The sequence below is a fragment of the Asticcacaulis machinosus genome (genome assembly GCF_028550435.1).
In the GTDB taxonomy this organism is placed as follows: Bacteria; Pseudomonadota; Alphaproteobacteria; order Caulobacterales; family Caulobacteraceae; genus Asticcacaulis; species Asticcacaulis machinosus.
The window spans coordinates 1,106,295-1,128,063 of the sequence record NZ_JAQQKV010000002.1 but is presented as its reverse complement, the minus strand read 5'-3'; the positions used below and the strand labels follow the sequence as shown (position 1 = coordinate 1,128,063).

At 56.5% G+C, this 21,769-nt stretch carries 28 protein-coding genes, 1 tRNA gene and 1 other RNA gene; 10 read left to right on the top strand and 20 right to left on the bottom strand.

The features are described 5' to 3' along the window. Positions 1-14 precede the first annotated feature (14 nt). Entirely contained in the window at positions 15-140 is a 126-nt protein-coding gene (locus PQU98_RS13560; protein ID WP_267525556.1) for a hypothetical protein, read from the top strand. Between the two features lie 54 nt (positions 141-194). Then, positions 195-875 (top strand): hypothetical protein, encoded by a 681-nt coding sequence (locus PQU98_RS13555; protein WP_272745465.1) that lies wholly within the window; start codon positions 195-197, stop codon positions 873-875. Between the two features lie 131 nt (positions 876-1,006). On the opposite strand, the gene PQU98_RS13550 is transcribed toward PQU98_RS13555, so the two are convergent. From PQU98_RS13550 to PQU98_RS13540, 3 genes are all read right to left on the bottom strand, one after another. Further along, positions 1,007-1,081 (bottom strand) — tRNA-Gly (locus tag PQU98_RS13550). A gap of 118 nt (positions 1,082-1,199) precedes the next feature. After that, positions 1,200-1,616, bottom strand: coding sequence for an MAPEG family protein (locus PQU98_RS13545; protein ID WP_272745464.1), 417 nt, complete (start codon positions 1,614-1,616; stop codon positions 1,200-1,202). After that, the gene (locus tag PQU98_RS13540; RefSeq protein WP_272745463.1) at positions 1,613-2,356 is read right to left on the bottom strand and encodes a HesA/MoeB/ThiF family protein; all 744 of its coding nucleotides are present in this window, start codon (positions 2,354-2,356) and stop codon (positions 1,613-1,615) included. Before PQU98_RS13540 ends, PQU98_RS13545 begins: the two co-directional genes overlap by 4 nt. A 60-nt stretch (positions 2,357-2,416) precedes the next feature. Here PQU98_RS13540 and hslV point away from each other — a divergent pair, with 60 nt between their 5' ends. From hslV to hslU, 3 genes are read left to right on the top strand one after another with little or no spacing between them, the layout of a single operon-like run. Continuing rightward, positions 2,417-2,974, top strand: a complete 558-nt coding sequence (gene hslV / locus PQU98_RS13535; RefSeq protein WP_272745462.1) for an ATP-dependent protease subunit HslV — start codon at positions 2,417-2,419, stop codon at positions 2,972-2,974. Continuing rightward, positions 2,971-3,495: a GNAT family N-acetyltransferase gene (locus tag PQU98_RS13530; protein ID WP_272745461.1), complete on the top strand. Its 525-nt coding sequence runs from the start codon at positions 2,971-2,973 to the stop codon at positions 3,493-3,495. The genes hslV and PQU98_RS13530 overlap by 4 nt, the downstream gene beginning before the upstream one ends. 31 nt (positions 3,496-3,526) lie before the next feature. Then, positions 3,527-4,828, top strand: coding sequence for an ATP-dependent protease ATPase subunit HslU (gene hslU, locus PQU98_RS13525; protein WP_272745460.1), 1,302 nt, complete (start codon positions 3,527-3,529; stop codon positions 4,826-4,828). On the opposite strand, the gene PQU98_RS13520 is transcribed toward hslU, so the two are convergent. Both PQU98_RS13520 and PQU98_RS13515 read right to left on the bottom strand, forming a co-directional pair. Next, positions 4,825-5,097: a DUF3144 domain-containing protein gene (locus PQU98_RS13520; protein WP_272745459.1), complete on the bottom strand. Its 273-nt coding sequence runs from the start codon at positions 5,095-5,097 to the stop codon at positions 4,825-4,827. The two genes, hslU and PQU98_RS13520, sit on opposite strands and share 4 nt — an antisense overlap. Positions 5,098-5,131: 34 nt before the next feature. Continuing rightward, positions 5,132-5,626, bottom strand: coding sequence for a low molecular weight protein-tyrosine-phosphatase (locus PQU98_RS13515; RefSeq protein ID WP_272745458.1), 495 nt, complete (start codon positions 5,624-5,626; stop codon positions 5,132-5,134). A 52-nt stretch (positions 5,627-5,678) separates the two neighbouring features. Here PQU98_RS13515 and PQU98_RS13510 point away from each other — a divergent pair, with 52 nt between their 5' ends. Together PQU98_RS13510 and nth are read left to right on the top strand one after the other, a co-directional pair. Then, the gene (locus PQU98_RS13510) at positions 5,679-6,017 is read left to right on the top strand and encodes a nucleoside triphosphate pyrophosphohydrolase family protein (protein ID WP_272745457.1); all 339 of its coding nucleotides are present in this window, start codon (positions 5,679-5,681) and stop codon (positions 6,015-6,017) included. Next, positions 6,007-6,642, top strand: coding sequence for an endonuclease III (nth, locus tag PQU98_RS13505; RefSeq protein WP_272745456.1), 636 nt, complete (start codon positions 6,007-6,009; stop codon positions 6,640-6,642). The genes PQU98_RS13510 and nth overlap by 11 nt, the downstream gene beginning before the upstream one ends. Here the strand turns inward: nth and PQU98_RS13500 are convergent. From PQU98_RS13500 to PQU98_RS13490, 3 genes are all read right to left on the bottom strand, one after another. After that, entirely contained in the window at positions 6,639-6,815 is a 177-nt protein-coding gene (locus PQU98_RS13500; protein WP_272745455.1) for a hypothetical protein, read from the bottom strand. The genes nth and PQU98_RS13500 overlap by 4 nt on opposite strands. Positions 6,816-6,958: 143 nt before the next feature. Beyond that, the gene (locus PQU98_RS13495) at positions 6,959-7,477 is read right to left on the bottom strand and encodes a GNAT family N-acetyltransferase (RefSeq protein WP_272745454.1); all 519 of its coding nucleotides are present in this window, start codon (positions 7,475-7,477) and stop codon (positions 6,959-6,961) included. After that, positions 7,474-8,250 (bottom strand): creatininase family protein, encoded by a 777-nt coding sequence (locus tag PQU98_RS13490; RefSeq protein WP_272745453.1) that lies wholly within the window; start codon positions 8,248-8,250, stop codon positions 7,474-7,476. Before PQU98_RS13490 ends, PQU98_RS13495 begins: the two co-directional genes overlap by 4 nt. A 258-nt stretch (positions 8,251-8,508) precedes the next feature. Between PQU98_RS13490 and acs the strand changes: the two genes are divergently transcribed. Beyond that, on the top strand, positions 8,509-10,458 hold the full coding sequence (gene acs, locus PQU98_RS13485; protein ID WP_272745452.1) for an acetate--CoA ligase: 1,950 nt from the start codon (positions 8,509-8,511) through the stop codon (positions 10,456-10,458). A gap of 14 nt (positions 10,459-10,472) precedes the next feature. Here acs and PQU98_RS13480 read toward each other — a convergent pair whose 3' ends face one another. From PQU98_RS13480 to ffs, 8 genes are all read right to left on the bottom strand, one after another. Next, complete coding sequence (locus tag PQU98_RS13480) at positions 10,473-11,321, bottom strand: S1 family serine peptidase (protein WP_272745451.1); 849 nt, start codon at positions 11,319-11,321, stop codon at positions 10,473-10,475. Between the two features lie 18 nt (positions 11,322-11,339). Next, positions 11,340-11,798 carry a DUF350 domain-containing protein gene (locus PQU98_RS13475; protein WP_189484429.1) on the bottom strand — a complete coding sequence of 153 codons (459 nt, stop codon included), beginning with the start codon at positions 11,796-11,798 and terminating at the stop codon, positions 11,340-11,342. A gap of 156 nt (positions 11,799-11,954) precedes the next feature. Then, a complete protein-coding gene (rlmN, locus tag PQU98_RS13470) occupies positions 11,955-13,181 on the bottom strand; it encodes a dual-specificity RNA methyltransferase RlmN (protein ID WP_272745450.1) in 1,227 nt (408 codons plus the stop codon). Between the two features lie 289 nt (positions 13,182-13,470). Continuing rightward, positions 13,471-14,073, bottom strand: coding sequence for a recombination mediator RecR (gene recR / locus PQU98_RS13465; protein ID WP_272745449.1), 603 nt, complete (start codon positions 14,071-14,073; stop codon positions 13,471-13,473). A gap of 4 nt (positions 14,074-14,077) precedes the next feature. After that, complete coding sequence (locus tag PQU98_RS13460) at positions 14,078-14,407, bottom strand: YbaB/EbfC family nucleoid-associated protein (RefSeq protein WP_272745506.1); 330 nt, start codon at positions 14,405-14,407, stop codon at positions 14,078-14,080. Further along, complete coding sequence (locus PQU98_RS13455; protein ID WP_272745448.1) at positions 14,404-16,269, bottom strand: DNA polymerase III subunit gamma/tau; 1,866 nt, start codon at positions 16,267-16,269, stop codon at positions 14,404-14,406. Before PQU98_RS13455 ends, PQU98_RS13460 begins: the two co-directional genes overlap by 4 nt. A 33-nt stretch (positions 16,270-16,302) precedes the next feature. Continuing rightward, the gene (locus PQU98_RS13450) at positions 16,303-16,923 is read right to left on the bottom strand and encodes a hypothetical protein (protein WP_272745447.1); all 621 of its coding nucleotides are present in this window, start codon (positions 16,921-16,923) and stop codon (positions 16,303-16,305) included. Between the two features lie 83 nt (positions 16,924-17,006). After that, positions 17,007-17,102: signal recognition particle sRNA small type (gene ffs / locus PQU98_RS13445), an RNA gene on the bottom strand. Positions 17,103-17,247: 145 nt separating this feature from the next. On the opposite strand from ffs, the gene PQU98_RS13440 reads away from it, so the two are divergent. Further along, complete coding sequence (locus PQU98_RS13440; RefSeq protein ID WP_272745446.1) at positions 17,248-17,448, top strand: hypothetical protein; 201 nt, start codon at positions 17,248-17,250, stop codon at positions 17,446-17,448. Here the strand turns inward: PQU98_RS13440 and PQU98_RS13435 are convergent. Genes PQU98_RS13435 through PQU98_RS13425 form a run of 3 tightly spaced genes read right to left on the bottom strand, consistent with a single transcriptional unit; the run spans position 17,445 to position 19,801 of the window. Beyond that, complete coding sequence (locus PQU98_RS13435) at positions 17,445-18,206, bottom strand: class II glutamine amidotransferase (RefSeq protein ID WP_272745445.1); 762 nt, start codon at positions 18,204-18,206, stop codon at positions 17,445-17,447. The two genes, PQU98_RS13440 and PQU98_RS13435, sit on opposite strands and share 4 nt — an antisense overlap. 6 nt (positions 18,207-18,212) lie before the next feature. Continuing rightward, positions 18,213-19,058 carry a prephenate dehydratase gene (locus PQU98_RS13430; RefSeq protein WP_272745444.1) on the bottom strand — a complete coding sequence of 282 codons (846 nt, stop codon included), beginning with the start codon at positions 19,056-19,058 and terminating at the stop codon, positions 18,213-18,215. A 17-nt stretch (positions 19,059-19,075) separates the two neighbouring features. Next, positions 19,076-19,801, bottom strand: a complete 726-nt coding sequence (locus PQU98_RS13425) for a 3-deoxy-manno-octulosonate cytidylyltransferase (protein ID WP_272745443.1) — start codon at positions 19,799-19,801, stop codon at positions 19,076-19,078. A gap of 267 nt (positions 19,802-20,068) precedes the next feature. Here PQU98_RS13425 and PQU98_RS13420 point away from each other — a divergent pair, with 267 nt between their 5' ends. Then, entirely contained in the window at positions 20,069-20,710 is a 642-nt protein-coding gene (locus PQU98_RS13420) for a c-type cytochrome (RefSeq protein ID WP_272745442.1), read from the top strand. A 71-nt stretch (positions 20,711-20,781) separates the two neighbouring features. Here PQU98_RS13420 and PQU98_RS13415 read toward each other — a convergent pair whose 3' ends face one another. Then, positions 20,782-21,648 carry a C40 family peptidase gene (locus PQU98_RS13415; RefSeq protein WP_272745441.1) on the bottom strand — a complete coding sequence of 289 codons (867 nt, stop codon included), beginning with the start codon at positions 21,646-21,648 and terminating at the stop codon, positions 20,782-20,784. Between the last annotated feature and the right edge of the window lie 121 nt (positions 21,649-21,769).

Genomic DNA, 21,769 nt, shown 5'->3' with positions numbered 1-21,769 from the left:
CCGGGGGGGAGATCATGAATATCTGGAGTATAGCGATCGGGCTGATTGTGTTTCTGGTGGCGGCGCTGGTCTTTACCTATGCCCTGTTCAAAAACATCCCCGACGAGCCCAAGAATGACGATGATGAACTGTGGAAGTAAGCAACTTAGGCTGTAACGACAAGTCGAGCAAAAATCATAGGAATGCTTTTAAATATGGCAAACTCCATAATAGACGCTGACCTTGATAAAATGCTTCAGAGCGTTGAGGATCAAATATCTACTCTATCACAAAGCCTTCCAAACATGGTTGACGTGGGCGCATTAGGCGTCATTTCAAAAGCACCATATAAACTGCTGATCATTAGAGAAAGCTTGATTTGGCGCACTGAAGAATTGGCTAGATCTGCAATCGTTTTATGGAAGACCGACAACAATGTTGCCGCTGCTTTGCTGGTACGCGGCGTCATGGAAAGCGTAGCGCTACAGCACAAACTTTACAGTATCCTAAAAGGGCGTGAAGCGCTTACGTCTGACAGTTTGGACGACGTTTTAATGCGTCTCTTGATGGGGTATAAGAACGACAAAGCATTTCCAGAGGCGATTAATATCAAGACCTTAGTGGAAAAATTAGCCAAGAAAATCCCGTCTTTCAGCGAAATATACGATGTTCTTAGTGAGATTGCGCACCCTAACCATAAAGGTACAGCAAACTTATACACAAGGCTTGGACACGATCAGTTCAATATGCTGATTACAAAAAATAGCGATCGGATGGCTTTTGTAAAAACCACCATTTTGAGTGGAATGAACGCTTCATTAGGATTGTTTATCGGCGAGTACAATATGATCGGTGAAGAATTTGAGATTTGGCTAACTGAACTTGAGAAATTCTAAGCCATGCTGCCTATAAGCATTTAGGAACAACAGCGCCAAGATGCCCAAAAATGTCGTTTCTAATACTAGAGCTAATTAGATTTATGGTGAAATTTGGAGAAATCTAAAAACCAAAACACTCTGAGAGTGTTTGGAGCGGGCGAAGAGGATCGAACTCTCGACATCAACCTTGGCAAGGTTGCGCTCTACCGCTGAGCTACGCCCGCTCATCTGCGCGGTCATGTTCATGTCCGCCGAAGAGGTGCGCCTTATAGACATTAAGCCCTTGGCCTTGCAAGCCCTCTTTTTGAAAAAATCCGATTTTTCCACATGGTTTGCGAAAGCCTAGATCAGCGCGATCCACGCCACGCGGGTCATCAGGATCACAACCCCTGTAAAGTTGATCACAAACACCATCCCGCGCAGAGGCACATTGCGGGTCAGGGTCTGCACCCCCGTATGGACCACGCGCCCGAACAGAAACAGCCACGCCGCCGCCACATCGATCAGCGTGACCTGACCGGACAGATAGATAAACAGACCGGCAAACAGGGCAAACACCGGCAGTTCAAACTGGTTCGACAGGTTGCGGGCGACGCGATTTGAGCGCTCAGGATCGGCACCGGCGCGGATAAAATCACCGATGCGCACCTCGCCCTTAGCCACCGCCGATTGCCGCTCAATCGTCAGCCAGACATATAGCATGGCCACCCAGCCAAAATGGGCCAGAAAGGCCAGAATAAAAACCTGATCAAGCGTCATGTGCCCCCCTTGACCGCACAGACCGGACAGTAAGGCTCAGGGGGGATACGGATGGTGCGGCTTTCCCCCGACAGGCCGTCATAGATCAGCAATCGCCCGGTCAGCGCCTTGCCCGCGCCGGTGATCAGTTTCACCACTTCTAAGGCGGCCATCGACCCCATCACACCGGCCAGAGCGCCCACGACCCCTACCCGTTCGCAGGTTTCCGCATCGGGGGGAATGTCGGGCACAAAGCACTGATAGCAGGGCTTACCCTCAAAGGTCGCCACCTGCCCGCTCCAGCGACCTAACGCCGCCGACACCAGCGGTTTGTTAAGCTGCACGCAGATCCGGTTGACTAAAAACCGTGTCTCGAAATTATCGCAGCCATCCAGCACGATGTCGTAACCAGCAATAATGTCCGCATTATCTTCCGTCAGTCGCACCGGATGAACAATGCACGCCACATGGGGATTGAGCCCTTCCAGATGGGCCTTGGCCTGACCGGCCTTGGACGCCCCTACATCATTCGTGGCGTACAGCACCTGCCGCTGAAGGTTCGAGACCGACACCTCATCATCATCCAGCAGCCCCAGCGTGCCCACCCCCGCCGCCGCCAGATAAAGCGCTGCCGGTGAACCTATGCCGCCCATGCCCACAATCAGCACCTTCGCCCCCTTAAGGCGCATCTGGCCCATGCCGCCGATTTCCTTCAGCACAATATGGCGGGCGTAGCGGTCGAGTTCATCATCGTTGAGCATTTAAACGAAATGGCATCACAACACTTGAATCACAAGCTCAAAACCGCCAAGTAAGACAACATGAGCGAACACAATTCTCCGTTTCCGAACTGGCATGGCACCACCATCGTCGCCGTGCGACAAAACAATAAGACCGTAATTGCCGGTGACGGTCAGGTCTCGATGGGCCCGACCATCGTTAAGGGCGGCGCGCGTAAGGTGCGCACCTTGGCCGGCGGTAAGGTGCTGGCCGGCTTTGCGGGGGCGACGGCGGATGCCTTTACCCTGCTGGAGCGGCTGGAGGCCAAGCTTGAGCTATATCCCGATCAGTTGGCGCGGGCCTGCGTTGATCTGGCCAAGGACTGGCGCACGGACCGGTATCTGCGCCGGTTAGAGGCCATGCTGCTGGTGGCCGACAAGAACCATATCCTGACCGTGACCGGCGTAGGCGATGTGCTGGAGCCCGAAGACGGGGTCGCCGCCATTGGCTCTGGCGGCACCTATGCCCTGTCGGCGGCGCGGGCTTTGCTGGAGTACGAACAGGACGCGGAACAGATCGCCCGTAAGGCTATGAAAATCGCCTCATCCATCTGCGTCTACACCAATGATCACCTGACGCTTGAGGTGCTTAATCCGTGATCTCCTTTCGTCCATTAACCGATAATGACGCCGGATTGCTGCTGCTGTGGATGGCGTCGCCGCATGTCCAGAAATGGTGGCTGAGCGATTGCCAGACGGCCGAAGACGGCGTTGAAGATGCCCTGGCCTATATCGGGGCCGCCAATGCCACGGCCTTTATCATCACCCATAGCGATCAGCCGATCGGCTATTTTCAGTGCTACGAGTGCAATCCCGACCATGAACCCGACAGCCCGTGCTACAGCGAAAATCCCAAAGGCACGTTTTTGTTCGATATGTTCATAGGGGACGCTTCACACCTCGGTGACGGTTTAGGCGCAAAAGTGCTCAGCAAGGCCGCGGACGGCCTGTTTTACAAGGGCGCTCTGTGCCTGCGCACCGCCCCGCATGCGACCAATATTGCCGCTGTTAAATCGTGCGAACGCGCTGGCTTTACCGCCACCGACCATACCCGCGCCAATGGGCTGGTACTGATGGTGCGGGCGCGTGATCTGACCGCCGCCTATGTAAAGCCGGTCTGAACCGGCACCTGTACACTTGGACTCTGAATACATGTCTCACACATTCTCACCCCGCGAAATTGTCTCCGAACTTGACCGCTACATCATCGGCCATAACGACGCCAAGAAGGCCGTGGCCGTGGCCCTGCGCAACCGCTGGCGCCGCAAGCAGACCTCTGATGACATCCGCGATGAGATCACGCCGAAAAACATCCTGATGATCGGGCCGACGGGCGTGGGTAAGACCGAAATCGCCCGCCGTCTGGCGAAGCTGGCTAATGCGCCCTTTATCAAGGTTGAGGCGACCAAATTTACCGAAGTCGGCTATGTCGGGCGCGATGTCGATCAGATTGTCCGCGATCTGGTCGAAGCCGCCATGCTGATGGTACGCGAAAAGAACCGCGCCGGTGTGCGCGCCAAGGCGGAGGCCGCCGCCGAAGAACGCCTGCTCGATGGGCTGGTCGGGGCCGGGTCATCGCCCGCCACCCGCGATACCTTCCGTAAGCGTCTGCGCGCCGGTGAACTGGACGACAAAGAGATTGAGATCAGCGTCAATGAAGCGCCGCCGACCGCGGGCATTTTTGAAATTCCGGGCCAGCCGGGCGGCAATTTCAACATCGGTGAAATGCTGTCAAAAGCTATGGGCGGCAAACAAAAGACCGTGCGCCTGACGGTCAAGGCCGCCCAGCCGATTTTGCTGTCCGAAGAAAGCGATAAGCTGCTGGATCAGGAATCGGTGACGGCAGAAGCCCTGAGCCTGGCCGAAAACGAAGGCATTGTGTTCCTTGATGAAATCGACAAGGTGGCCTCGAAATCCGAGCGCGGCGGGGCCGATGTTTCCCGCGAAGGGGTGCAGCGCGACCTGCTGCCGCTGATCGAAGGCACCACGGTGTCGACCAAGCACGGGCCGGTCAAGACCGACCATATTTTGTTTATTGCGTCGGGCGCGTTTCATGTCGCAAAGCCGTCGGACCTGCTGCCGGAGTTGCAGGGTCGCCTGCCGATCCGGGTTGAGCTTAAGGCCCTGACTCAGGATGATTTCCGCCGGATTTTGTCGGAGCCCGAAGCCAATCTGATTAAGCAAAATCAGGCGCTGATGCAGACCGAAGGCGTCGATCTGCAATTCGATGACGGCGCGATCGCTCAGATGGCCGCCGCCGCCGCGCAAGTGAACGCCAAGGTCGAAAATATTGGCGCCCGCCGGCTGCATACCGTCATTGAAAAGGTCATGGAGGATATTTCCTTCACGGCCTCAGACAAATCGGGCCAGACCATCCTGATCGACGAAGCCTATGTGAAAGAACGACTCGGTGAAATTGCCGGGGATGCCGACCTGAGCCGGTATATACTTTAAGCCTTTGCGGCTTCCTGCACATAGCCGTCATAGTGCTGTGTCAGAAACTCGCGGAACTGCCCGGACAGATGGTCGATGTGCTTGTCACGCTCTGAGGCCATCTGTCCGACGGGCACATTCTGCGATACCATAAACGCATTATAGCGGGCGGCGGCATGGCTTAAGGCAATGGCGACCAGTTCATAGTCGGCATCCTTGCTGTGGGTATTGGCCAGATCAATGTGGCCAGACGCCATTTTGACAAAAATATCCTGATTATTATCCGACATATAACGCCCTGCTCTTTTATGATTGATATTGATCTTATGTGGCGGCGAAATCAGGCCCTGTCAATTGTTTAAGCAGGGCGACACTGGCGTCTTCACATAGACCATACACTGTCTCGAAATCCTTAGGCCCGCCGTAATAAGGGTCGGGGACATCCTTGCGCAGCCCCAAGGCCTGCTCCAGATAAAGCCCGACTTTCGCTTTGGTTCCTGTCGGTTGCAGGCGGCGGATATCGCTGAGGTTCTGGCGATCCAGCCCCAAAATCAGGTCGAACCGGTCGAAATCTTCGCGCACCAGTTTGCGCGCACACTGCTCATGGATCGCAATGCCATAGCGGGCGGCGACGGCAATGGAGCGCCTGTCTGGCGGATCGCCAGCATGCCAGCCACCCGTGCCCGCGGAATCGATGAAAAATTGGTCGCTAAGCCCAGCCTCAGCCACCTTATGACGGAACACACCCTCGGCCAGAGGCGAGCGGCAGATATTGCCAAGACAGACAAACAAAACCGAGATCATGGGGTTTAGTGGCATTGCTCTGCGCTGGAATCAACCTAATAATAATCCGGAACGCAGAGTGAACACCATGTCGCAGCCCCTCCCCGAACTGGAAAGCTTTATCGACCGTCTCAAGGCGATTTCTGATCGTTATGGCCGGGTGTATGATGTCGATCGGGGCGGCGACTGGCATATACTGAAACTTCAGGAAGAGATGGGTGAACTCACCCAAAGCTATCTGGCCATGACTGGCCGCTCAAGGCGGGATGAGGCGACCGCCCGGCACGATGTGGCGATGGAAATGGCCGATGTCATGTGCATGTTGCTTTTGATGGCGCGTGCAGAAGGCATTGATCTCAATGCCGCCATTTCTGAGAAATGGCTAAAGTGGGAAACGGTGATGGCGGAAGAGTCTCATGAGGCCTGATCCTCGCCTGATCGAAAAGCTGTTTACGCGCTTTGAGGCCGATAAGCCCGATCCGAAGACCGAGCTTGATTTCATCAATCCCTATACGCTGGTGGTGGCGGTTGCGCTGTCAGCCCAGACCACCGACAAAGCCGTTAACAAAGCCACAAAGCCATTGTTCGATCTGGCCTATAATCCGTTCGATATGGTGGCCCTGGGTGAGGAAAAACTGTCGGCCATGATCGCCTCGATCGGGCTTTACCGTACCAAGGCCAAAAACGTCATTAAGCTGTCCCAGATCCTGATCGACAGCTATGGCGGGCAGGTGCCGCTCAATCGCGACGCCCTGATGGCTCTGCCGGGTGTGGGCCGCAAAACCGCCAGCGTTGTGCTGAATGAACTGAATATCGAACCGGCCATTGCGGTCGATACCCATGTTTATCGTGTGTCGCACCGATTAGGGATCGCCGACGCCAATACCCCCGATAAGGTCGAAGCGCAGTTAATGGCGATTATTCCGCAAAAATGGCTGACGCGGGCCCATCACTGGCTGATCCTGCATGGGCGCTATACCTGCGTGGCGCGTAAGCCCATGTGTGAGCAGTGTATCGTTGCGGATTTATGCCCGAAGATCAGTGTAAGTTAGCGGCAAAGGCCCGGCGTCGCTGTGGTGCCTTCTACGGCGGGGGCGCAGTCATTAGCCGACATTTTCACCATCGTGCGGCCGAGAGAAAAGCCTACCAGCACCAACACGGCCAGCAGAAAAATCATGGCGTAGAGGTTTACCGGTTTGGTTTCGTCTGTCCTGAATAACGCCATATAACCCTCCCAAAAAAACGCCTGAAGCGCGAGTGAAATAAGCGCGGAAATTACGTCGAATGTTTACAATTGTAAACATAAGTTTAACGACAAGGGGATCACGGCTCAATAACAGTCACGTGAGACACAAAACCGTATAGGCTTCAGGCGGGGCGTAAGCGCTCGAAAACGCTGGCAATTTCGCCGTGATAGGTCACGTCATGACGGTATCGGAACCCAGCCTTACGGGCCAGACGCCGCGACGATTCATTCTCATGACTGATCATGCACAGGCTGCGCTCCAGCGCCAGATCGCCGTCGGCCAGACCCAGCACCGCGTTCACCGCCTCCCGCGCATAACCATGACCGTGATACGCCGGATCGAGCCCCCAGCCCATTTCCGGGGCATCAAAGGTGGGTTCGATGTCACGCATATAGTTGAAAATCCCGACGCTGCCGATCCAGTCGCCCTTGTCTTTTAACCGGATGGCCCAGTTGCCATAGCCGAACACCTGCCAGTGGCCGATATCGCGCAGCAGACGCATCCACACTTCTTCGGGTGTCAGGGGACGACGGGTAATATCGCGCACAAAGTCTTCGGTCTGCCACAGGGTGCATAACGGCTCGAAATCATCGACCGTCATTGGCGTCAGGATCAGGCGCTCAGTCGTTATCAGTTTCAAGAGCCGACCTTTTCTGGAGTGATTTCGGCGCTAAATCTGGCAATGTCCTTCAACAGACTGTCGGCGGCCGCATCGATCAGTTGCTGGCCTTTTTCGATACTGGCCAGAGTCGGGTCTGAGCCTATGCGCCCATCGGGGAAGCGCGCGCGGTAATCGGCGGCTTCGCGGATCGGGCCGGTCGGCGCGATCTTCGGCTCCGGCACCACATCGCGCACCTGATCCGGGTAGGCGGCATAGGTGATGGCGATTTCCGACGGTGTAGCATGGCTGCCGTGGCCGGTCGGGAACATGACCGAACACATTTTGGCTATGCCTGACAAATCCCACCAGTTGGTCAGTTTCAGCGCAAACGGGCAGACCTCACCACGATAGGAATAGCGCGAATAAATCTCCGAAAAAGTGGCTTCGATGGTCGCGATATTGCCGCCATGCCCATTGAGGAAATAGATGCGCTCAAAACCATGCCGCGCCAGCGACATCACCCAGTCCTCAATCGCCGCCATAAAGGTCGAGGGCCGCAGCGAAATCGTACCGGCAAACCCCAGATGGTGCTGGGCCATGCCGATATTAAAGGTCGGTGCGATCAGCACCTGTTCATCCCGCTCAGCCGCCAGTTTTTCAGCCGCGTGCGCAATGATTTCCGGACACAGCCAGTCCGTCCCCAGCAATCCGGTCGGGCCATGTTGTTCATTGGAACCAATAGGAATAATCACGGTTTTCGAGGCGCTTAAAAACTGCTCGATTTCCGGCCAGGTTGATAAATGCAGGATCATATCAGGTACTCTTTAGGTCATCACCACACAGCCTTATGAAGCAGATAGCCGCGCCTGACGGAATTTGCGACAGTTTGCCCGGGGAAAGCTAATGTTTTTTTGCGTTTTTTAACATTGGTTCTATCGACTCTGCTCCGATTTCATCCCATGTTTTGAGGGAAAACAAGACGCGGGCTGCCAAGCCGCGCCGTGCCAAGTGCATTCCAAAACCTGTGATGCGGTTTTGGGATAAAATAAAACAGTTTAGGAACGCCACAGATGAGTGATCAACAACTCTTTCCCGTGCCCGCAGGCTTTCTGCGCCCGCAAACCGTCGATGCCGCGGGGCTCAAGGCCCAGCATGATCTGGTCGCCACCGATGAAAACGCCCACTGGCGCACTCTGGGGGAAGCGCTGGATTGGATAGAGCCCTTCACCAAAATCAAGGACGTGTCGTTCAATCGCGATGATTTCCGCATCCGCTGGTATTATGACGGTAAGCTCAATGTCAGCCAGAACTGCATCGACCGCCACCTGAAAGACCGCGGCGATCAGGTAGCCTTCATCTTTGAAGGCGACGATCCCAGCACCTCCTACAGCGTGACCTACAATCGGTTAGCGGCTGAGGTGAATAAACGCGCCAATCTGATGAAGCAGTACGGCGTCAAAAAAGGCGACCGCGTCACCATCTATATGCCGATGGTGCCGGAAGCGGCCTATTTCATGCTGGCCTGCACCCGCATAGGTGCTGTCCATTCGGTGGTGTTCGGCGGCTTTTCACCGGACAGTCTGGCCGGGCGGATTCTGGACTGTAAGTCAGAGTTTGTCGTCACCACCCATGAAGGTGTGCGCGGTGGCAAAAAGATCCCGCTCAAGGCCAATACCGATCTGGCCCTGCTGCAATGTCCCGACGTGAAGCATGTGTTCGTCGTCGCCGATATTTGTGATGTCATGCTGAAGCACGGGGACCGCGACATCAACATCGCCTGCGTCCTTGATGAGATGAGCGCGGAATGTCCGGCCGAACCGATGGGCGCCGAAGATCCCCTGTTCATCCTCTATACGTCCGGCTCGACAGGTAAGCCCAAGGGTGTGCTGCACACTACCGGCGGATATCTGGTGTGGGCAGCCTATACCTTTAAGACCGTGTTCGATTATCAGGCTGGTGATGTGTTCTGGTGTACCGCCGATGTCGGTTGGGTTACGGGGCATTCCTATGTGGTTTATGGCCCGCTGGCCAATGGCGCGACCTCGCTGATCTTTGAGGGCGTGCCGAACTATCCGACCGTCAGCCGGTTCTGGGAAGTGATTGATAAGCATCAGGTCAATATTTTCTACACCGCACCGACCGCCATCCGCGCCCTGATGCGCGAAGGCGATGAGCCGGTGAAAAAAACGTCGCGCGCCTCCCTGCGGGTGCTGGGGTCGGTCGGTGAGCCGATCAATCCCGAAGCGTGGTTGTGGTACTATAATGTTGTCGGCGATGGTCGTTGCCCGATCGTTGATACCTGGTGGCAGACCGAGACCGGCGGACACCTTATCACGCCGGTAGCGGGGGCGACCCCACTTAAGCCCGGTTCAGCCTCGTACGCTCTGCCCGGTGTCAAACCGGTCATTGTCGATGCAGAGGGTAAACTGTTGAGTGGTGCCACCGAAGGTAATCTGTGTATCGCTGATTCCTGGCCTGGTCAGATGCGCTCAATCTACGGCGATCACGCCCGCTTTATCGAGACCTATTTTTCAACCTATCCCGGCAAGTATTTCACCGGCGACGGCGTTAAACGCGATGAGGATGGTTATTACTGGATCACCGGCCGCGTCGATGATGTGCTCAATGTCTCCGGCCACCGTATCGGCACGGCTGAGGTTGAAAGCGCGCTCGTCGCCCACGAAACCGTGGCCGAGGCCGCCGTGGTCGGCTTCCCTCATGACATCAAGGGGCAGGGCATCTGGTGCTTTGTGACCCTGGTCAAGGGTGTGGAACCAACCGAAGAGCTAAAGGTCACCTTGCGCAACTGGGTGCGCCGGGAGATCGGCCCGATCGCCTCACCCGATGTCATTCAGTGGGCCCCGGGCCTGCCCAAGACCCGCTCCGGCAAGATCATGCGCCGGATTTTGCGCAAGATCGCCGAAGGCCAGCCCGAAGCCCTGGGCGACATCTCAACCCTTGCCGATCCATCGGTTGTCGCCGACCTGATCAAGGGCGCCAATCTTAAAATCGATGCCTAAAGCCACGTAACCGCTCAGGTGCGCAAGCACCCTACCTGAGCGACACGGTACTCACGGCGGAAGCTATCGGACACGGTTCCGTAGTTCCGCCGTGTGATCGTTTCTTCGCGGTCATAGTCCGGGCGGCGTGACGGCGGATTAGCCAGAGCGTGCAGGGTTTCCGGCGTAGACGTATAGATCCGGCCCCGGCGCGGATTGTGGCGCAGAGTGATGCCGACCACCTGAGACGACGTATTAACCGCCGGACCGCCGATAAGCTGGTTCAGGCTGCCCTTGAGATCATGGGTATGGCCCGCCTCGGCCCAGGCCAGTACGGATTCATTGGCCTCAAAACGCTTGGATTTCGATAAGGTGGTACGCCCGATAAACCGGCCCGTCGCTTCGCCGACCTCGCCGCGCGGAAAACCCGGCATAAAGGCACGCTGCCCGACCTTAAGTGTTGCCGGATCGGCCAATGGTAAGGGCCGTGTGCCACCGGAGGTGACTGCAATCTCGTAATTCTCATGGCTTGGCAGTTCAGATTTGGCCGATTTGCGGATTTTGAACGGCACGCCCAGATTGCCACCGATGTTTAAAAACGGGTAGGCGCAATTGCGGATACTGTCGCGGGCAATGATCCACTCACCGGATGGCGATACTGAAAAAGCCGTACCCGTATAGTCAATCTGGGTGGCCACGCCCTCACCACTCGGCAAACTGATGATCGAACCTTGGGCGAACGGGCTGAAACTGGCCAGCAGGGAAATCTCCGACGCGCTGGGCGGCGGCGGTGCGGGCGGCGCCATCGACTGGTCGCGCCAGTTGACAGTCACAATCGTGCCCACCGCCAGCGCAACCCCATAAAGCAGCCAGTCGAGTTTCACCTGCTGCCCTCCCTGATCTTAGCCCGCTACGGCAGCGGCAAGGATAATGGCCCCGGCCAGCTTTGCCGCCACCAGCAACACCGCAGCCGACACTTCGCCCTCATTGATGCGCTCAGGCAGGCCCGACAACAGAAAATCGACAATGCGGAACACGAACAGTTGCAACAGGATGGTAGCCCCGCCCCAGATCACAATCTCACGGATTGAGGTTGAGGCCGACATCGACGTCGCCAAAGGAATGGCCAAGCTGATGATCACCCCGCCAAAGCCCACTGCCGCCGCCGAATTACCGTCACGGATCTGGTTGATTTCTTTATAGGGTGTCAGAAACGCATAGACCGCCGTGCCGATCATCAGCATCAACAGCGTCACACCGGCATGAAGCAGGGTGACGGGGAACCCCGTGCCGAACGCCTGAAATTCAGGGCGCAAGGCTTCCGGGATAAGGAATTCCGGGTTCAGAAAATCAGGTATCATAAAGCCTATGCCCCGCCGCTTTGATAATCTTCAAGACCGTTTTACCGCGCGTTCAGACCATGACGCGTGATGGGCCTTTGTCAATCATTTCAATATAACCGGAAATTCCTAAGATATTGCGACGGTTTTCCCCCAAGACGGGTTTATCACGCGGGTTTAATCCGCATCCTCGACCAAGTGTCCAAACGGCAGGCCGTCGATATGGTCAACCCTGACGATATTATCGCGATTTGGGCCGTCGCGCACTTGACGGCGCGTTTCACTGGCGCGCTGCTTCTCGCTCTCGGACTTGAGCTGACCGCAGGCCGCCAGAATATCGCGCCCGCGCGGGGTGCGGATCGGTGAGGCATAGCCGGCGCGGTTGAGGATGGCGGCAAAGGCCTCAATCGTCTTCCAGTCGGAGCACTGGTAATTGGTGCCGGGCCACGGATTGAACGGGATCAGATTGACCTTGGCCGGTATGCCTTTGAGCAGATTGATCAGGGCGCGCGCTTCGGCGGGACTGTCGTTCACATCTTTCAGCATGACATATTCAAAGGTCACGCGCCGCGCATTGGAAATACCCGGATAGGTGCGGATACCGGCGATCAGGTCCTTGAGCGGATATTTCTTATTGAGCGGCACCAGCATGTCGCGCAGTTCATCATTGGTGGCGTGCAGTGAAATCGCCAGCATGGCTTGGGTGCGCTCCCCCAAAGCCGTCAATTCCGGCACCACGCCGGACGTGGATACCGTGATGCGGCGGCGCGACAGGGCGATGCCCTCATTGTCGGAAATGATATCAATCGCGTCGGCCACGCTGTCGAGGTTATAGAGCGGCTCGCCCATGCCCATAAAGACGATGTTGGACAGTTTGCGCGCCTCACGCGGGGACGGCCATTCCTCAAGGTCATCGCGCGCGATTTGCACCTGCGCCACGATTTCCGCCGCCGTCAGGTTGCGCACCAGCTTTTGCGTGCCGGTATGACAGAAAGAACAGTTCAGCGTGCAGCCAACCTGAGACGATACACACAAAGCCCCGGCGCGACCAACGCCGGGAATAAAGACGCTTTCGACCTCAATGCCGGGCGCCATGCGGATCAGCCACTTACGCGTACCGTCATTTGATATCTGACGTTCAATGATTTCGGGACGGTCGAGCGAGAATTTTTCCGCCAGAGGCCCGCGCTGATCCTTGGCGATATCGGTCATCAGATCGAAGCTGGTGACCCCGAAATGGTGCACCCAGCGCCAGATCTGTGTCGCGCGCATCTTGGCTTTGCGTGCCTCAACCACACCGGAGTCTGCCAGGGCGTCGATCAGTCCCTGACGCGTCAGGCCGGTGATATTGACGCGGGCAGGTGCGGCGGCAGGTTTGGAACTCAGGTCAAGCGTATAGGCCACGGGCGGGGGCTCTCAGACAATGTCGGGAAACTAAAAAAGGCAGGGTTAAACCTGCCAATCCGAACCTTATAGCGTAAAACAACCCTCGGCGCAAATCCCCCCTCCGTCGGCTCGCGATGCTCACCGCCACCTCCCCATTGCTGCGCAATAGGGAGGAGATATAAATCGTGAGATTTGAGGCACGACGAGGAAAGCCTTCAGTTTGGATGAGATGCCAGGCGTCTAGCGCCGCAGGTACAACTAGTACCTGCAAGCGACGACAACGCCGCAGATCGCCAAACTCAAGGCTTTAACGCCGTTGCTTGAAGGCGTGGGATATGGTCCCATCATCCAGCCAGTCGAGGTCCCCGCCGACAGGCACGCCGCGGGCCAGATAGGTGATCTGCACGCCATTCCCTAGCGGCCTTAAGCGATCGGCGACATAGTGAGCTGTGGTTTGCCCCTCGACCGTGGCGGGCAAGGCCATGATGACTTCGGTGATGTGACCACTGCGCACGCGCTCAACTAGTCCGTCGATGCGCAGGTCTTCAGGCCGCACGCCGTCCAGAGCGGATAACAGCCCGCCCAGCACATGATAACGCCCGCTAAACGCGCCCACACGCTCCATCGCCCACAGGGCTGAGTCTTCTTCGACCACGCAGATCATGGTTTTGTCGCGGCCCGGATCAGCACAGGTCGCACACGGATTTTGCGTCGATAAAGCCCCGCATATCCGACACGATTCGACCTTATCGGCGGCGTCCTGCATGGCGTTGGTGAGCGGGATCAGCAGTTGTTCACGCCGCTTAAGCAAAGCTAATGCTGCCCGCCTGGCCGAGCGCGGCCCAAGCCCCGGCAGCTTAGACAGCAGCGCCATCAATCGCTCAATTTCGGGGCCTGCGCCAATCGCCATTTAATTAAAAGATTTTCGGCATGCCGGGGAAAGCCCCCATCCCGCCGAACGGCCCGGCCGCATCCTTCATCAGGTTGGCATTAACCTCATCCAGCTTTTTACGGGCATCGGCGTGGGCCGCCACAATCAGGTCGCTCAGGATTTCCGGGTCTTCGGACAAAAGGCTGGGGTCGATTTTAAGCGACAACAATTCACCCGCCCCTTTGAGATCCAGACTGACCAGACCCGCCCCCGATGTGCCGGTCACGACCGTGGCGCTCATCTTGTTCTGGGCTTCGGAAAATTTCTGCTGCACGGCCTGAGCCTGCTTCATCAAACTGTTGATATCCATCAGTCGTCATCCTTATCGGGAGTTTCATCGGCAGATGTAGGAATTTCAGGCGTTGTGTCAACCGGCTTGGGTTTTTTGCGGAAACCCGTCATTTTGGCACCGGGGAAGGTGGCCATAAGCTGGGTCATAAACGGATCGGCCAGCACCGCCGACCGCGCTTCATCGGCTTCACGCTTATCGCGCTCATAAATCGATTCCGCCCCGCCCTGCCCGTCGGTGGCGATCAGCCAGCGCTGACCCGTCCATTCCTTGAGACGTAAGGACAGTTTGCGCACCAGATCGGCGGGCATATTGGGTGCCGGCTCAAAGGTGATAGCCCCCGGCATGAACGACACCAACCGCACATAACGCTCGACATCAACGCGCAACCCAATTTCGCGCTTTTGCTCGATCAGGGCCATGACATCGGCAAAGCTGTTCAGTTCAATCTGCGGTGCGGCCTGCATGTGCGGACGCATCATTACGACCGCATTGGAATTGGCGCCGCGATATTGCGCACTCACACCACCCCCGCCGCCCGTTGGGCCTTGAGGCGTCCCCCCCGCCAGCAGGTCTTCGCCATTCTGCAGCCGCTTCAGCAGGGCTTCCGGCCCCGGCAGGTCAGAGACATAGCAGAACCGCACCAACGCCATTTCAGTCGCCGCCGCAGGGTCTGGTGCGCGGCGCACTTCCTCAAACGCCTTAAGCATCAGGGTCCACAAGCGCGATAAAGTCCCCGCCGACAAGGCCGCGCCCAGCAGGGTCACCCGCTCGGCGGCTTCTTTAGGCAAGCGAGTGGCTTCGGCCCCTAACACCTTGGCCACCGAACAGGCATGGCAGTATTCCAGCATATCGCCCATGATCTGCGACGGATCAGCGCCGTAACCATAGAGCGTGCGGAACCCCGGCAAAGCGTCCTGAATTTGGCCGGAGATGATGTTTTCAAACAGGTTCAGTGTGGCTGACCGATCCGCCAGGCCCAGCATGTCGCGCACCAACTCACCTGATACGGGCTGGCCTTCATCGCCCTGCACCAGCGCCTGATCGAGCAAGGACAAACTGTCGCGTACCGAGCCTTCGGCGGCACGGGCAATCAGGGCGATGGCGTCCGGCTCAATCTGAGCGCCTTCGAGGCGGCAGATTTTCTCAAGGTGCGGTGCCAGCGTTTCCGGTTCAACCCGGCGCAGGTCAAAGCGCTGGCAGCGCGACAGGATGGTGACTGGAACTTTACGGATTTCGGTCGTCGCAAAGATAAACTTGGCGTGGGGCGGCGGTTCTTCGAGCGTTTTCAGGAGCGCGTTAAACGCCCCCGTCGACAGCATGTGCACTTCGTCGATGACGTAAACTTTATAGCGGGCCTCTACCGGCGCATAACGCACGCTCTCCAGCAGTTCACGCATGGCATCGACACCGGTCCGTGACGCGGCATCGAGTTCCAGCACATCGATGTGGCGGCCTTCGATGATTGCCTGACAGTGGACGCCGAACGTGGTCAGATCGACCGACGGGCCATGTACGGTCTCAGATTCGTAATTGAGCGCGCGCGCCAGCAACCGCGCCGTCGTGGTTTTCCCTACCCCGCGCACACCGGTCAGCATAAAGGCATGGGCGATCCGGCCGGTAGCAAAGGCGTGCGACAGAGTGCGCACCATCGCTTCCTGACCGATCAGATCCTCAAAGGTGCGCGGACGGTATTTGCGCGCCAGCACCGTATAGGCTTCGGACGTCAGCGGCGCCGGGGCGCTCGGCGTCTTTGCAGGTGCCGTGTCACCGAAAATATCCGCCGTCAGATCATCGCGCTCACTGTGCTCAAAAAGCGCAGCGTTAGCACGCTCATCTTCGTCATCGGTGGCAAACGGATCATCGGCTTCAGGAAAATCGCTCATAAAGGAAATCTATAGACACATTTGTCGAAGGCGTCAGTACTTTAAAGCACCCATATTTGCTCTAAGCTTGGATAAAGCATCTGCTAATCGAGAATTCTTCGCTTCGTCCATATGTCGGCTGTATGTTGGCTTTACCAGAGCCAACACCTCAACAAGATCACACAGTGTTAGCACCATTTGTGGAAAACCGTTGAGTTCAACTGACAAGCCTTTCGGAGTGAAATGTATGAACTCATTTCGGAAATCGACTAATCTTTTCAATGCCGAATCCGTCGTTCTACTGGTAACGACTACATTCCATTCTCCAACGTATTCAACCTCAGACAATCGCTGATAAAGCTTCCTGATTGGGGCCAATTTAGGATTTGGCATTTCACCATCCATATCACCATTTAGCCAACGTAGAGTTTGAAGCTGATTGTTATGATCATCTTTTTTGTGATCATCGAGTACACTCAATCCAGATGTACCCAAGCCCGTAATGGAGCCATCTAAGTAGCAAACGAATGCACCCTGTAGGGCATTATGGAAAGCGACGATTAACCATTTCCAAAATATTGGATTTTCTTCAATTTTATCAGAAATTTCAGCGCTGTGTTCAAGCGCATTGATAAGTTCTAGCCTTTCATCAGTCCGCATATAATCTGACGCCATAATCCCCCCTCAAATTTACACGCCCCATCGCTAGATGGTTTCGATAACCTTGATCATTCATTACGAGATAGATTTTTTGGGGAATAGGTGAGACCGCGCGACCCGAAGGTGAATTCGTTGTGGCTGCTGCCTTCCGGCCCTGACCAGATTGGCGAGGCCTTCGCCCGCGCGATCTCAAGCGCTATATGCGTATTTTGGCTCCCGGATGCAAGAGGGAATCTCAAGGAGCATTTTACAGCCCGCTTACACCGATCACGAACATGCGTCTTAAAGCCTTACAGCAAACGGATTATGCTGCTTCCAACTCATAAAAGGAGGACGATCATGACCGAACATGCCCATCCCAATAATCAGGACAATATCTTCGTCGAAAACTACGATGTCGAACCCGCCCATTTCAATGAAGACAAGCTGTCGCTGAAACGGTCTTATCTGGAATGGATCGGCCTGGGTTTGGCGGTTACAGCCACCGCGCTCCAAAGCGTGTTTACTGTCGTTTACCTCAGTCACTTTTTGACAAGCTAAACAACCTCACCGCCACGTAGAATCAGCGTGCTATCTGGCACAACCGTCGTCCATAGTTCATCCTGCGTCAAAGGTTGGGTGGCGATAACGATGACCTTATCGTCCGGCGTGGTCTCGGCCGCGAAATCAACCTGCACGTCCTCATCTATCAGGGTTGCCCGACCAAACGGCGCTTCGCGTTTGATATAGCACAGCTTTTTTGAGCATGACGCGTACATTGAGCGCCCATCGGTCAGCAGGGTATTGAACACGCCAAGGCCGCGTAGTTGCGCAAACAGATCCGAGATTTCCCGATCCAGCACCTTGGGCGGCGGACATTCGGGAAAGGTCTTGACCAGATAATCCATCACAAAACAAAAGGCGTGCTCGGAGTCGGTTGTACCTATGGGCCTGAAAAAACTGAGCGGTAAATCCTTGACACCCTTAAGCTGGCCATTGTGCGCAAACGTCCAGGCCCGCCCCCACAGTTCGCGGGTAAACGGGTGGGTGTTTTCCAGCGCCACCCGCCCGCGGTTAGCCTTACGGACATGGGCGATGACCATGCGGCTCTTGATCGGATAATTTTTGACCAACGCCGCCAGTTCCGACTGCGCCGACGGGTTCGGGTCATGAAAGCTGCGGCAGCCTTTGTTTTCATAAAAGCTGATGCCCCAGCCATCCTTATGCGGGCCGGTGTCACCGCCGCGTTTCGCCAGGGCGGCAAAGCTGAAGCGGATATCGGTCGGCACATTGGCGTTCATGCCCAGAAGTTCGCACATAGTCTTTTACTTCCTGCGGAACTCATCCTGCGGATAGACGCCCAAAATCTCGACATCCGTTGCAAAGAATTTCAGCTCTTCCATAGCCAGTTGAAGGGCGCGGTCGCTGGGGCGCGCCTCGACATCCGCGTAAAAAAACGTCACCGAGAACGAGCCGTTTTCCGAATAGCTTTCCAGCTTGGTCATATTAACGCTGTTGGTGGCAAACCCGCCCAGCGCCTTATAGAGCGCTGCGGGGATCGAGCGCACCCGAAACACAAAGGTGGTGACGCAACGGGTTTCCGGCGCCGGGTCGACCACGCTCTGTTCACCCGTCAGCACCAGAAAACGCGTGGTGTTGTGGCGCGCGTCTTCAAGGTTCGGGCGGATGATCTCAAGGCCGTAAAGTTCTGCCGCCACTTCGGGGGCAATTGCCGCCCGGTCCATAGCGCCGCTGTCTTTCAGGGCGCGGGCCGATCCCGCCGTATCGTGAAACACTTCCGGTAAGATGTTGAGTTCGCGCAAGGAATTACGGCACTGCATCAGGGCCATAGGGTGGGAGGCCGCCACCTTGATATCCTCAAGTTTCGCGCCCTTATTGACCATCAGATTCATTTCGATCGGCAGGAAGCGCTCCCCGATGATCTTCAAACCCGAATGGGGCAGCAGGTGATGGACATCCGCCACCCGCCCGGCCAGAGAGTTTTCGACCGGAATCATACCAAGGTCACACTCACCGCTACGCACCGCCGCAAACGCTTCCTCAAAAGTCGGATGGGCGACCGCTTCGGCACCGGGAAACCAGCGCTTTATGGCCTGATGGCTGAAGGCGCCGGGTTCGCCCTGAAAGGCGATTCTTTGAGGGTTTGACATGTTACAGTCCGCAAAACTTAAAGAGAGTTAGCTTGGGCATAGGCAATGGCATCGGTCAGGTCTGCCGGATTGTCGACCGACAGGGGCGCGTCCTCTACCACCAGCGCATAGATATTCATATCCATTTCCAGCGCACGCAATTGCTCAAGTTTTTCAAGCGTCTCCAGCGGTGATGGCGGGGCAGCGGTAAAGGCCTCCAATGCAGCCCGCCGGTAGCCATAGATGCCAATATGCCGCCAGATCGGCGCATCGCCAAACAGGGTCGATCGGGTAAAATACAAGGCTTTACCCGATGTGGTCAGCACCGCCTTGACCACATCTTTGTTAGTGCGGTCAGCAGTGGAATGTTCAGGCGCTACAAGGGTTGCAATATCGGCTTTGGGCTGATCATTCAAAAGCGCGATAGTTCGGCTGATGACCTCAGGGTCGACAAACGGCATGTCGCCCTGAAGATTGATCACAATGTCATGGGCGCCTTCCGGGTCAACCGCCCGCAATGCCGCCATGATTCGGTCAGATCCCGATGGCAGGGCCGGATCGGTCAGAACCGCTTCTCCGCCGTGGGCCACAATAGCATCAACAATCGGCTGGTCACCCGCGGCCACGACCACACGCACATCGCGGGCTTTCTGCGCCTGCTTCATCACCCGCACGATCATGGGCAAGCCCGCAATATCGGCCAGAGGCTTATCCGGCAGACGGGTGGCGGCCATTCGGGCAGGAATAATAACCAGCGATGTCATATCTATAAACTCTCACCCTATCAGGCGGTTGCAACCGTTTTGAAAATGCGGCGATTTGCCACACTCACAAGGCTTTTTCGGCAAAAAGCGGCAAACGCGCCTTGCGTCTTTCGCGGTAGCGTGTCAGAGAGCCAGACGCAAGCCAAATGCGCTGACACTCTAATAGTCTGCGCAAGAACATAGTTTTAAGGAATCATCCGATAAGGCTATAGTTCGGCATGGAATAAACTTCTTGAGGGCGGCTGAGCCCCATGATTGGTGATCTGAATGAGCGGTGACCTTAAACTGAATATGATTATGGGCGCGGGCCTGGCCACGGCCCTTGCCATTATGGGCGTGCGCATCGGCGCCGACATGATCTACCACACCGAAAAGCCTGAAAAGCCGGGCTACCTGATCGAAGTCGCCGAAGTCGCCGAAGGTGGCGAGGCTGCCGGCCCTGAAATCCTGCCCGATTGGGGTACGGTTCTGGCGACGGCTGATCTGGCCGCTGGCGAAGCCCAGTTCAAAAAATGTACGTCGTGCCACCAGGTTACTGATGCGAATGGTACCGGCCCCGGCCTGAACGGCATTGTCGGCCGTCCCACGGCGGGCCATGCCGGTTTTGCCTATTCGGACGCCATGAAGGCTCACGCAGCCCCAGCGCCAAACTGGACCTATGATGAGCTTTATCACTTCCTCGGCGCACCGGGTAAGTGGGTCAAGGGCACCAAGATGGCCTTTGCCGGCATCAAAAAACCTGAAGACCGCGTCAACCTGATCGCCTGGCTTAAGACTCATGGCTCTGCAGGTTATGCGGTGCCTGCGCCCGATCCGGCCCGTCAACCGGGTGCGGCCACAACCGCTGCTCCGGCAGCCGGCGAAGCGGCCCCTGCCGCAGCGCCAGCAGCGGCTCCCGCAGCCCACTAAATTCAAACAACCAAAACAGAAAAGCCCTGCGATTTATTTCGCAGGGCTTTTTTTGATGCGTGGTTACTTCTTTAAGGGCGGCGGAAAACCGTCGGCAGGCCGTTGCCGCTGGCCTCAATGCGCGCCACGGCCTCTTTCAACGGTTCAATCGCCGTTTTCATGTGAAAGGCGTTGGCGTGGATGATGGTATCGGCATCCATCATAATCGCCACATGGCCTTTCCAGAAGACCAGATCGCCGCGTTGCAGACCGCTAAAATCAGCGCCGATCTCAATCACGTCGCCCAGTTCTGCCGCCTGCATATAGGTATCGCGCGGGCACGACCGGCCCGTGGCATAAAGCGCCTGCTGCACCAGCCCCGAACAATCAACCCCGATACTTTCGCGGCCACCCCACTGATAGGGCGCGTGAAGGAAGGTTTCGGCCACCTCGACATAATCGCCTGCAAAACGGTCAAAGCCGCTCAGGTGGGCTGTATAGACCCAGCCCAGATCGTTGATGAACGAAAACCGGCCCTCTTCGCGCGTCACGCTGACCAACGAATTTAGGCTCAGGATCTTTTTGATCGGCGATTTGATCGAGGTATCGGCAAATACAAAGGTGCGCAGGGTCGAGACAAAATGGGTCGGCAAATGCCAGTCCGGCGTGAAGGCTCCCGCATGGACATAACCGACGTAGCCGTCGCGCATTGATTGGCCCCAGACATAGTCATGCTTGCGCTCAATGACCTTGAAGCGCTCACCAAACAGGAGTTGGCTCGACTGTTCGGCATGGGCACCCGGCTCATCCGACATGGCGGCCGAGGTGACATTACAGGTCAGAAGCTCACCCACCACATAGCGCGCCGCCGTAATGACGCCTTGCAAGGCAATCTCGGCCACACCGTCCTTATAGGGGGTGAGACGCGGATCAAATCGGGGGTCACGTTCATGCGCCATAAAGCGTCCAAACCTTCTGTACGGAATACTAGTTTTCGTTACGCATTTTCGGGCGAAGAAACGGTGTCCACTTCTTCTGAAAATGCTTTAGTCAAACCCGATCCTACACAAAGGATACGAA